The organism is Ruegeria sp. Ofav3-42 (assembly GCF_022347725.1).
Lineage (GTDB): Bacteria > Pseudomonadota > Alphaproteobacteria > Rhodobacterales > Rhodobacteraceae > Ruegeria.
The window spans coordinates 1-11,444 of sequence record NZ_JAKRGB010000039.1 but is presented as its reverse complement, the minus strand read 5'-3'; the positions used below and the strand labels follow the sequence as shown (position 1 = coordinate 11,444).

Sequence of the window (11,444 nt, the reverse complement as noted above, 5' to 3'; positions counted from 1 at the left end):
CATCAACCTCGCCAAGGCCGAGGAAGGCATGAAGATCATGGCGGACAACGGTGTGACATTCGCCGAAGTCGACCGTCAGCCCTTCATCGACGTGATGACAGCGTATTTCCAAAGTGAGACCGAGGCCTGAAATCCGCAGAACGTCGTGCAGCCGCCGCGTCCAAGGTGGGGGGGCTTCACAACGCGAGGGAAGAAGATGATGCGTGGTCTGTCAAAGTGGCAACTCCCCATTCTGACTGTTGCGATCTTGGCGGCGCTCGTCATTTTCGGCGTCTTCCGGACCGGAAGTGCGCTATTCTGGAACGGGCGATGCAGCCACTCGGCCGGGTGACGCAATGCTCTGTTCGGACAACAACAATGGCTAAGCGTCTCTGGCAAGAAACGGTGGGGATTGAGCATTTTGTGGCCAATTCAAAGTCGGGGATAAGGAACGCCACAGGTGTTTAATTCCAAATAACCAAGCCTCGAAGAATTGCCCAGTTCAGCCCGGCTTCTTCGATCCACGATCTTCGCGGCTGTCAGCGCAGTGGCGATACTTGTCGCCGTCGTGTTATCTGCTGATTACGGGATCGACCCAACAGGGGCTGGCCGCATGCTTGGTCTGACCGAGGTAGGTGAAGTCACGCAAGAACTGGCGGATGAGGCTGAGCAGGATCAACAGTTTCATGGGACGGGTCAGTCGTCGAGCTTGCTGAATAATATCTTATCGGCCAGTTTTAGTCGAACTCGGATCGCCCAGACATGCTTTGGTATTAGCGGCCGCTTCTGACCGACGATACGTCCCTTGTTCCAGGCTGGGCGAAGCGCGCGAATAGCAGGTCAGTATGGTGTTTCCATGACTGATGCTCCGATCCGCCATGCGTCCCACTTCGACAACCCGACGTTGATGAATGATGGTATCACGACATGTTGCGTTGCATCCAAGGTCTGTCGTGAGCTCCTCTCGACCGAGGCTGTGCTTCGTACGGATGTCTGCCATCCGCAGGTTTTAACCTTTTGCAGGAGCCCATCGGTTACGGAGCAAACAGTGGTCATGCATGGCGGCATTCACCTCAATTGAGGTCAGCTTTGGGCTTTAACCGGTACTTCCCTGACGCTGATTTGCGATTCCTAAGGAGCAGTGGCCGTAGCCCACTGTGTGGGTTACTTTGTAGAGTCGACAGACGTTCCGAAGACGCCACTTCTAGCGACCACGTGGCTTCCATCTTTTGCAGTCCATCCACCACGAAGACAGTTTCTGAACTCTGCTCAATCTGTATTTGGCCCGTCACCTGCATCCGTTCATAAAGGCGAACGGCGCTTTCACCTTCCGACAATCGCAGGCGCACGAGTTGGTTCGGTGGTGGCGGCGGTAGGTGACTACACATACCAAGTTGTGGCACCAGGTAAGCCATTTTGGTGCCATCTGAGTTTGGTGGCGCTGGTATCGCAAATCCGCTTATCGTCACCTGCTGCCCATTTACTTCTGGATTGCCCGATTTTGCGGCGCGCTCGCGTCTTTCAGCTACGACAAAACGTTGAGAAACATACCAATCGATATCTACACCTGCCATGATGAGGGCTGACTCCGCATCCTCCAAACGTGACTTGGCTCTTTCCAGTTCTTCTTGGTCGGCTAAGCCGTTCTTCAATAGCTGTCGAACGCGCACTACAACCTTCAGATTTACAAGATCACTTGCGCCGAGATCCTTGAATGGGTCCTCATAAGATTGGGCAGACGTGTCAACCAGATCACTCCAACTGACGACACGTGGGTTGGCGTTCACTGACGCAGCCAAAAGAACGCTCAATAGTCCTGTGACAAGCATCCGCATGGTGACACCAATCAGTTTCCAAGCGTGTTTTTGTAAACAACACCATCTTTCATGATAATCAGAAAGTTGGCTTCCGGGTCGACCAACAGGTTGATATCCTCAACCGGGTCGCCGTCAACGAGGACCAAATCCGCATATGCCCCCGCCTTAATCACACCAAGCGGGCCTTGCTGGTAGGGGTTTCGTGGCCCAGACATCTCTACAAGCTTTGCGGTATTATACGTAGCCTGTTGCAAGACTTCTGCTCCAGACCACCAACGACCACGGCGTTCGAACTCCAGGTTCTGCATTGCCATTAGCTCAGGTGCTCCGAACAGGTCCACGCCAAAAGCAATCGGAAGGTCGTATTTTTTGATCAACGCAACATAGTGCTCAACATTGTCGCGCAGCGGAGCGCCCTTTTCGATGGACGCGGGATCCCCTATGGCCAACATCTCCTCATCCGGCGTGAAAATAAGAAACTGTGGATTGAGGATGGCCCCCGCATCGCGAATGGCGCGAATGGTCTCCTCCTCGAATATCATGTTGCCGTGATCGATGCTTTTTACACCGCCTGCAAGTGACCTGATGACAGATTCATCCGTGTATGCGTGAACGATGACGTAGGTGTTCCAATCCTCAGCGGCTTCCACAGCAGCGCGGATTTCTTCGGGACTGTAGTGGGTTGTGTCCAGTGGATCATATGGGGTTGAGGTGCCTCCGCCCAGACTGATTTTGATCTGAGTGGCCCCAAGGCGCAGCACCTCGCGGGTGGCTGCACGCACTTCAGAAACTCCGTCGGCGATGAACGCCCATTCTCGCTCAAAAGCAGTTCGATCAGCGCGCTGCCGATGATGTGTGTCATTATATAGGCGGAAATCGAAGTGACCGGATGTCTGACCGATCCAGTGTCCAGAACTGAAAATTCGCGGTCCGGGAACGATACCATCGTCGATGGCCTGAGCTATGCCGTAGGAGGGGCCACCCGCGTCTCGCAAAGTGGTGAAGCCCCGCATCAGCATGCGTTCCGCTTCCCGCGTGACCAGAGCACCAGTGTATGACCAGTGGAGGTTATATGTCACGTTCAAGGGTGAGGTCGGCAGCATAATGTGGTTGTGCCCGTCGATGAGACCTGGGATCAAAGTCCGCCCTTGGCCGTCAATAACAACTGCACCATTCGGTTCGATTGGATCGGTCGAAACCTCGACAATCAAATTGCCCTCGACAAGGACATTAGCGTTCTCGATCACCACGGCATTTTCACTATCAAAAACGTCGACGTTGACAAACAGGGTTTGCGGCAGGTCTTCTTGCGCGAACGCTCCGAAAGCCAAAAAGACCGTAAGTGCAGCGGAAAGAATTGCCCGTGCTGAGACCATACCCATTGTTTAAACCTATTCGAATATGTTCGGTTACGAGTTAGCATTGCTTGCAAGTCTACCTGTGTCAACTTGACCACTTGGTTGGGTGCTCCCGCTCGCGTGCAGGTTTCGACTATCAAAAACTGCTCCGTCTTCGACAACGTTCAATGCCCACAAGGGGCTCAAACCACCAGCCCGTGCAAGTCGCTGAGAAAGCTGGCTTTGAGTCCATCAGGTAGTTTTAACGACCTATAGATCGGTCTAGTAAACGACACCCATTTTGTGAGAGGGTTCTGTTAACGCCGAAGCGGGGGGATGCATCTGGTTGAAATCTCTCACGCTGGCGATCTGATCGGAACTGGAGGCTACAGTGAGTGGTGAAGAGCACAAACCCATCCCGGTACATGTGGAACTAGACCCCCACCACGAAGATGCCGTCGTTCGATGGTGTAACCGCATGATCCGCCACGGTGTCAGAGCATTGTCGGTGCTCATGCTCGGTATAATTCTGCTGGCAATTATTGACGCCGGCTTCACAACATATCTGAAGTTGATGGAGCCACCTGTTTATATCCTGGAAGTCAGTGACCTTCTCACGGTTTTCAGTGCTGTGTTGGTCGTTCTAATCGCGATAGAGATTTATACAAATATAACCCTCTACCTGACCGACGACGTCATCCACATCAAGCTTGTTGTCGCAACAGCACTGATGGCGGTAGCTCGAAAGATCATCACGCTAGACGACAAAAACTTGGAGCCACAGTACTTTCTTGGTTACGCAGCGATCGGCCTCGCGTTGGGCGTAACGTACTGGCTTATAGCCAGAAAACCGTGAGCCGCCCCGCTCATTCATTGCCAACATTCCGGTGAAGCCTTTTGCAATGCCAAAAGGAGCTTTCTGTTCTGCGAAAGCGTTCCTGCTTAACTGCTGGCTATTTCGTAGGATAATCGGACATTGCCGAATGCCGCCCTGGTGCCCGAGACCACAAAGAACACAATTGTCGCGCGTCTGGTTGATCTAAAAGGTCAGCGGCAAGTAATTGGATTGTGCTGTTACTCGAAAATTGCAAAGCCCGCGAGTAAATGTCTGGTAAGCGCAGGCTACGGGCGTAGATCGTCGAATGCCCACAGTCTGGATTTATAGCGACTTAGACCTTTGACCAAGCGGTGACTTTGCGTCTGCAACGAACGGCGGTTCTAACGGGCGCACCGTAGCAAAGTTTGCCTTGGGTATGTGGCAGTTATGGGCCGCCTTCGACACACCACCGGGGAGGGAATTTCGCTGATGTAGCGGTACACCCCATGGCCCCAAGGTGCCCAACGCAATCATTCAAATTTGCAAAGCTGCGTCCAGAGACCGTAGCTTATGAAGGGCACAGAAGGAACTTTGCACATTCGGGAGATCGAGGCGCGCGGCATGGAGATCTATGCCGGAATGTTGGACGCGAAGAATTCATCGGTGGTGAAATGGGCAGCGGGAAGTGGATGAGGCAAGGTGACTTCAAGGCTGTCGCGATACCCGCACCCTACGGTGACGGTAGGTGGCGGCTCTTCAATGTCGAGGAGGGTCCCGATGCAGTGAATGACCTTTCCGTCAGCATGCCTGATCTCCTGCAGAGTTTGACTAACGAATGGGCCAGCTACGTCGAAGCAGACGGAGTCTTTCCCGCCGGGAACTGAGCGGCTTCGTCAATTTAAAGTTTCAGTTTCTGGTGGCCAGTACGTCTAAGTTGTTGCGCGTTGCGGTCACTCAACAGTCGGAGATGCAATGCCGTCGACCAAACGTGAATTTGGAAGCGGAAGGCCCCGGACCACGTCTTAGACTTTGCCATCCATGCCTTTGGCAGCCAGCCCGCTTAGCCCCTGACAGACGTCCTATTTACCAGGTTGTATCCGGGTCGACTTTGAAGAGATGTTCCATGAAGACGCGGGTTACGGCCTTCAGCTTGTCAGTGCGCGCGTGGTCGCGTTGCAGTTCGGCCGGCACGACGTTCCATGTGATCGGCTCAACCCCCGCCTCGATCATGCGGCGCATGCCGTTTTCGTGGCTGAGCTGTGTGATAGAGCCAACGGTATCCTCAGGCACATAGACGTCATAACCGGCGAGCTCGGCCTCGATTGCGGGGTAAGCCAGGCAGACGTCCGTCCACAAACCGCCCATGATCAGTTTGTTTCGGCCGGTTGCTTCGACCGCTGCGACAAATTCAGGTTCTTCCCAGGCGTTGACGTTGGTTCTGTCAACAAAGACCGCGTTCGGGGCCAGTTCGCGCAGTTCCTCGATCATGGGGTCATAGTCGCCCAGTCCCACAGCAACATGGCTGAATATGATCGGGATGTCATAGATGACCGCAGTTTTGATCAGGCCTGTCGTGTTGTTGATCAGCTCCTCGTGGTCAATGTTCCGGACCCCGGCCAAAATCGGCGGCTGGTAATCGATAAGGATCAACGCGGAATTGCTTGGCGACAAAAACGGGTCTTCATCGGCGGCCCGAACCGGTGTGCCCTGATACCCTTCCGGGTATGTTGCGACACCATCCACTGTTTTGATCATTGGGGTTTCAGCAAGTACCGGCAGAGCCGATGCAGCAAAGGTCAGGCTCAGTGCCGTTGCGATTGGCTTAAGGAACGCAGCCATAGGATGACCGCGATGTCAGTCGCAGCAACAACTTATCTGCTCTACTTGGCTTTCAAAATCGCAACCTCTCCGGTTGGTGATGCAGAGAATGAGATTAAGCAATCGCCCACGCCTTTCGCTGGCGGCTTGCTTGGAGTGTCAAACCCCAAAGCATATGCGGCTTTCGCATCCTTGTTCGCGTCTTTTCAGATCTTTGGAAGCAATCAGAATTGGGATGGCATGGCCAAATGGCTGGGCGTGGTTGCAGTAATGATTGTCGTGGATGCAATCTGGTTACTTGCCGGGCACAAAATAGGACAACTGAACCTGTCAGTCAGATCAGAACAAGTGATGAACTACGTCCTCGCTGGAGCCATTGTGCTGGCTGCCATTCTTGCTCTCATTTAGCGGTCGCAGTCATGGCGTCTGACGCGCGTCTTTTGCGGATTGCATCCGCTTGTACCGGGAAACCATGATGGTTGATCGCTGGCTTCAGAATTTCATCACGCAGGACTCAGAGCTGTTTGTTAAGGACCACCTTGGCGAACCTGCCTCTTCGGTCGTCGATTGGCGCTTGGAAATCTCCGGGCTAGTTACAAAGGCGCACAGCTTTTCGCTGCTTGATCTGAGGAATTTCCCCCAAACAGAGTTGATGGGATTTCACAAGTGCGCAGGCAGCCCCATCAACCCAGATAGGCCGACACCGCATGAAGTTGGCAATGTCGTCTGGAAAGGTGTTGCTTTGAGGCATCTGATTGAACAATGCCACGTGGAGCAAGGGGCTTCACATGTCTGGATGACTGGCGCTGATCATGGCTCATATCGCGGCACATCTCCTCAATATTTCTCGAAAGACTTGCCGCTATCCAAAGCGATGTCCGATGAAGTCATCGTCGCCACCGAGATGAACCACAAACCTTTGACAAAGACGCGTGGCGGACCAGTTCGGTTGATTGTTCCGGGTTACTACGCGACCAATTCCGTCAAATGGCTCACATCAATCCAGCTTCAAGCAGGGCGATCAACCAGCATCTTTGCCACCAAATACTACAACGACACATTGCCAACGGAGAACGGACAAGAGCGAATTGTGCCGGTGTGGGGTGTGAAACCCGACTCTGTCATTACGTCTGTCTCAGACAACGGTATTCTGGCTGGTTGGTGTTGGGGGGAAATCGAGATTGATACCGTCGAAGTCAGCTTGGATAGCGGTCATTCGTGGCTGCCAGCCACAGTTTCGAAACGGAAACATCATTCCTGGCAGAAATTCACAGCACCGCTCCCGAGGCTGACGGCGGGATCATATTCCGCCATTGCACGAGCGACAGATACATCAGGGGAGCTTCAACCGTTCTCTGGAGGAAGAAACTCGATGACAGTGTTTCAGTTTCACATTCCCCCTTGATCTCAGCAAGTATGCCAGCGGCATTGAAGGTAAGCCGAAAACAGCCATTGCAGACGCAGCTTCCAACGGCAGTTTTGTCCCGCGTTTTGCCAATCCATGCGGCGTGCACCGAAGGACGATCTATACCAGACCGGCCGTTAGTGCATCCTCGTCCTAATTCCGTTTAAGACAAATGGGGGAAGGGAGATCGCTCGGAAAGGCGGCTACTGGCGCAATCGCGGGGAACTTGCGCTTCGTCTGCGAACTCGCCATTGGGTCAGAAATACTTGTTGTTTGAGACATCAATGCCCGAATGGTTGTGTTGATATGATTCCGAAAACCCCGCATCGAGAGTCAAGAATTCGCAACTTTCTACATTTCCTCTAGAATGTCATACGAATGCGCTCGAGCGATTAGCAGGAATGGCTTAATTGAGAGGTGGAATTCCAATGACTGACAGTCGCAGTGATATTCTCGAACGTCTCAAGCCTTTATGGGAGGCCGTGGACAAATTGGGGGTGAAAGGCTCCGGTTCTGATCTGAAGGCTTTTCTCGACGAGATGTGGGGCGAGGAAAATGAAACAGATGCTATCGTCTCGAAGACCGAAAACAATCCGGATTGGAGGGATGAAGACCTTGCGGAAGATCCTGCACTTCAGTTCCAGATGATTGCGGTCGCTTTTGCCACAGGAAGGGCGGATGAGATCGACCGGGTTATGGACTACATTGCGCTCATCCGCCGTATGAAAAAGCAGGGTCGCTATGATCTGAGCAGATCGGACGAAGATAGTTCGGCGGGGTAATGTGGTCGCCCTATAGCTGTTGGCCGTGAAACACACTAATTTGGATCTGAGTTTCGAAAGGCGCATCTATGCCGAACGTACATCTTACAGAGCCAATGAAGGATTTTGTTCAGAAGCAGATTAGGTCAGGAGCATACGCCAACTTGAGTGAAGTTGTGCGAGCTGGAATTGGGCTTTTGATGGGAAAAGAAGGTGCGCGGCAGTTCTACAACCTGAAAGCCGACCTTGAACGCGCTGTTGTGGAAGCTGAAAGTGGTCAACTCTTAGAATTTGATGCACAAAAATACGAGCCTGATGCATTCAATTCATGAGCCACTTTTTTCTACGCCTACGAAATACACTGGGTGATGTTTGAAAGGGGGATCGGGGTACAACTGTGATGACAAGATCAAATAGTCCTTCGGATGCAGAGCTCTCCGCTATGGTTCGTAAGTTTCTGGCCCAATCGATAGAGCAGGCGAAAGTGCCCGCTTGGCGAGCAGCGCTACTGCCAATGTTGCTGGGTTCAGCATTCACATTGGCTGTAATGGTCCTAACCACTTGGCTCACAGATATCGGCTTGCTTTGATGGCTTCGGCTCAGCGGGATGCTGCGTCGAATATGCACCATTGGGTTGATCGGCCCAAGACGATTGCCCTGCAAAACGCTATCATGGGAGCTGACGCCCTGCTTTCTGAGCTTGGATACATTTAAATCTGATGTCCGTAAAAGGATCGGTTATCGTACAGTTCTGTCCGTACTAATCATTCCTGCATTCCTTGCGGAAAACGATTCTCATTTGACTGGTACGATGATATTCTCATTTAGGGGACGTCATACGTTACAACCCTTGACGTCTGCAACAGAACCTAGACATTTCCGGCTCAAAGGCAGGATCATGACAGAAACCCGTATCGGCTATGCACGCTGTTCCACAGACAATCAGGATCTCGCGGCTCAACAGGCGGCATTGCGTGACCTTGGGGTCTCAGACGGGCGCATCTACACAGATCATGGCCTGACCGGCACCAGACGAGAAAGGCCAGGTTTGGCACAGGCTCTGGCAGCCGTTGGAGAGGGCGACACATTCGTCGTATCGAAACTTGATCGGCTCGCCCGCTCCGTTCCCGATGCTCGCGCCATCGCCAATGAATTGGAGGAACGGGGAGTCAAGCTGGCCCTGGGTAGCAGCGTCTATGACCCGGCCGACCCGGTAGGGAGGATGTTTTTCAACATTCTGGCCACCTTTGCCGAGTTCGAAGCGGACCTGATCCGGATGCGCACCCGCGAAGGCATGGCAATCGCCCGTGCCAAGGGCAAACTGCGTGGAAAACAACCAAAGCTGTCTGACAAACAGCAGAAAGAGCTTTGCCGCATGCATGGAACCGGAGAGTATTCGATCAGCGATCTCGCCGAAGTGTTTTCCGTGTCTCGGCCTACGGTCTACAGAACTCTCAACCGGCACCAGACTTGACGTTCGCTGCGAGCTGTCTGAACTGATAAAGTGCGGACGAAGCGTCATTTCGCTGCGGTTGAACGAATGGCCGCTTTGAGAGAGTGCTTTAGTCCAGAAACGGTTGTATTTGTGTTTGACATACTCTTCGTCCGCCGAGCGCGGCTTAATCGATAAGTTCCAGCAATCTTGGCCAGACCGGAGATACCAACCCGCTCTCGGGTGAAGACGGTATCGTCATAGTTTTGCCTTCCCAAACGAATATCCTAAGCCAACACATTGTTTGGAATAAAATTTATCATGCGTTTCCCTGCCCTCGCGCTTAGCCTCCTATTCTTGCCGGTAACGGCTCCTGCCGAACCTCTTGCGCTGCCGCCCGAAAAGGTGCGCGAGTATGCCAAGGCGCCTGACCGAAACCGAAGTCAGTTTATTAAACGGCTCTTTTCGATGGCACCCGACGGCCGACTTACGCCCGAGCTCATCCAGTTGCACGAAGAAGAAATGATCGCGCGGCTGCGCCACAAAACGCGTGGCGAATGGCTGGTTCGTGATCTAAACGCAGACCTGAGCCTGAGTGTTGACGAAATACACCGGCTGCGCCCGATCCTGCGTCCGGATACTGCGAGGCATATTGAAACACGCCTGCGCAAATTCGATTTGAATTCAGACGGCATGCTGACACTAGAGGAAATGGATACCGAAAGCGCTAGACAATTTGCGCAACAACGACCGCATGTGTTTGATGATCTTCTGGCTATGGATTCCAACAACGACGGCATTGTTACAACCGAAGACATCATTGCGACATTTGAAGCCATTTCCAAGACACCGGAGGCTCAGCTGTCTGCCCTAGAGCACGAAGGTTGCGGTATGCCAACTGCCTCCGATAATGCGGAAATCATACTTTTCAACGTTAACCGCGCCGAAGCTGTGTCCACGGTTGCAGTCTCGGGGCTTGATCAAGAGACACGGGCAGGCAGTATCCGCATCGAAGCCGGTACGCGCCCAATCTATTTGATCGCCACAAGCCGATCACCGTTGATCCTAAAAATCATCGGTGCAAAGGAACGGCTCGAACATGTCGTCATTGCCAGTGAAAATGGATTGGGGGTCGTAGGCGTACCGGCTGAGCACGTGAGTTTCGTGCCACGATTGGCCTGCTATCTGGATGCACGGCGTTGGAATAGCGTCGATGCACAGACGCAGGCGGATGCGCAACTGAGCGCTTATCTGGGACGTGCCCCCGATCAACACATCAACGAACAGCGACTGGACACCACGGCGCTTCCGTCCGGTGTCAGCAATACAAAACAACCGGTCAAGCGCAAGGGCGTCACAATCATAACCGGGAATAGGCGCGTGCAGATGACCGAAAACGGATTGGTGGATCTGGGTGTCATCCAAGAAGATCCCGTTGACTTGCTGTTTCAGGCTTTCCCTGCGGGCATCTTTTCTTCGATGCCCGAGGATGTCGTTACGCTCGCCGGATCAGCAGAGGCTTATGATGTTCTGCCAAGCTGGGCCGGGATCAAGCAGTTGGTCGATGCCGGTGCGTTGCGTATGATCGGGCGCGAGACATACGCCATCGAAGAACCCATCGCGCGTTTGCCCGCCGGACTTGGCCCAAGGCCAAAGTTCTTGTTGCGTCGCGGAGTGCCAATGCCCAAAGGCGCCAGTGATCGTAACGCCATTGAGTCAGAAGAAACCGGCGAATGCCTGACCAAACGGTGTTGACTGACGTAGGCGGCTTAATTGTCGCGGACGACGTTCGGTCGAAAGCCGTCGAGCTCTTCTCCATCTTGGCCGCGAGATACATTCCGGTGAGAAACCCTGAGGGTTCGTGAAAAGCCGACATTCGCGCAGCGTGCAGCATTTGGAAAATTGGGCTCTCCCGGCCCTTTCGCCGCTCGACGCACGGAGGCGCGATGTCGTGACCTGAGCCCCTGAATCTCCTCCAGTTTTGTGTAGAGTCCGCCCAACTTAAGGACGGACAAATGAAGACGAGATTCACCGACGAACAGATCATCCAGATGATCAAGGAACAGGAAGCAGGCGAG

At 53.3% G+C, this 11,444-nt stretch carries 11 protein-coding genes and 1 pseudogene; 7 read left to right on the top strand and 5 right to left on the bottom strand.

Features of this window, described 5'->3' with window-relative positions:
- Nucleotides 1–705: 705 nt before the first annotated feature.
- From MHN28_RS24490 to MHN28_RS24480, 3 genes and pseudogenes are all read right to left on the bottom strand, one after another.
- Nucleotides 706–813 (bottom strand): annotated as a pseudogene (locus MHN28_RS24490) (integrase); the annotation flags it as partial.
- Between the two features lie 239 nt (nucleotides 814–1,052).
- Nucleotides 1,053–1,814: a DUF3299 domain-containing protein gene (locus MHN28_RS24485; RefSeq protein ID WP_239345638.1), complete on the bottom strand. Its 762-nt coding sequence runs from the start codon at nucleotides 1,812–1,814 to the stop codon at nucleotides 1,053–1,055.
- Nucleotides 1,815–1,825: 11 nt separating this feature from the next.
- Complete coding sequence (locus MHN28_RS24480) at nucleotides 1,826–3,178, bottom strand: amidohydrolase family protein (RefSeq protein ID WP_239345636.1); 1,353 nt, start codon at nucleotides 3,176–3,178, stop codon at nucleotides 1,826–1,828.
- A 346-nt stretch (nucleotides 3,179–3,524) separates the two neighbouring features.
- Here MHN28_RS24480 and MHN28_RS24475 point away from each other — a divergent pair, with 346 nt between their 5' ends.
- Nucleotides 3,525–3,989 (top strand): phosphate-starvation-inducible PsiE family protein, encoded by a 465-nt coding sequence (locus MHN28_RS24475; protein WP_239345634.1) that lies wholly within the window; start codon nucleotides 3,525–3,527, stop codon nucleotides 3,987–3,989.
- 1,044 nt (nucleotides 3,990–5,033) lie between these two features.
- Here MHN28_RS24475 and MHN28_RS24470 read toward each other — a convergent pair.
- Entirely contained in the window at nucleotides 5,034–5,789 is a 756-nt protein-coding gene (locus MHN28_RS24470; RefSeq protein ID WP_239345632.1) for an isochorismatase family protein, read from the bottom strand.
- 12 nt (nucleotides 5,790–5,801) lie between these two features.
- On the opposite strand from MHN28_RS24470, the gene MHN28_RS24465 reads away from it, so the two are divergent.
- The 6 genes from MHN28_RS24465 to MHN28_RS24440 all read left to right on the top strand — a co-directional run bounded on the left by MHN28_RS24465 (nucleotide 5,802) and on the right by MHN28_RS24440 (nucleotide 11,121).
- On the top strand, nucleotides 5,802–6,176 hold the full coding sequence (locus MHN28_RS24465; protein ID WP_239345630.1) for a LysE family translocator: 375 nt from the start codon (nucleotides 5,802–5,804) through the stop codon (nucleotides 6,174–6,176).
- Between the two features lie 67 nt (nucleotides 6,177–6,243).
- Nucleotides 6,244–7,173 (top strand): molybdopterin-dependent oxidoreductase, encoded by a 930-nt coding sequence (locus tag MHN28_RS24460; protein WP_239345628.1) that lies wholly within the window; start codon nucleotides 6,244–6,246, stop codon nucleotides 7,171–7,173.
- Nucleotides 7,174–7,601: 428 nt separating this feature from the next.
- Nucleotides 7,602–7,955 carry a hypothetical protein gene (locus MHN28_RS24455; RefSeq protein ID WP_239345626.1) on the top strand — a complete coding sequence of 118 codons (354 nt, stop codon included), beginning with the start codon at nucleotides 7,602–7,604 and terminating at the stop codon, nucleotides 7,953–7,955.
- A gap of 68 nt (nucleotides 7,956–8,023) precedes the next feature.
- Nucleotides 8,024–8,266: a type II toxin-antitoxin system ParD family antitoxin gene (locus MHN28_RS24450; RefSeq protein WP_239345624.1), complete on the top strand. Its 243-nt coding sequence runs from the start codon at nucleotides 8,024–8,026 to the stop codon at nucleotides 8,264–8,266.
- A gap of 566 nt (nucleotides 8,267–8,832) precedes the next feature.
- Nucleotides 8,833–9,408, top strand: coding sequence for a recombinase family protein (locus MHN28_RS24445; RefSeq protein ID WP_239345622.1), 576 nt, complete (start codon nucleotides 8,833–8,835; stop codon nucleotides 9,406–9,408).
- A 426-nt stretch (nucleotides 9,409–9,834) separates the two neighbouring features.
- Nucleotides 9,835–11,121 (top strand): hypothetical protein, encoded by a 1,287-nt coding sequence (locus tag MHN28_RS24440; RefSeq protein ID WP_239345620.1) that lies wholly within the window; start codon nucleotides 9,835–9,837, stop codon nucleotides 11,119–11,121.
- A gap of 14 nt (nucleotides 11,122–11,135) precedes the next feature.
- On the opposite strand, the gene MHN28_RS24435 is transcribed toward MHN28_RS24440, so the two are convergent.
- Nucleotides 11,136–11,444, bottom strand: a 309-nt coding sequence (locus MHN28_RS24435; protein ID WP_239345619.1) for a hypothetical protein, incomplete at its 5' end; no start/stop codon positions are given.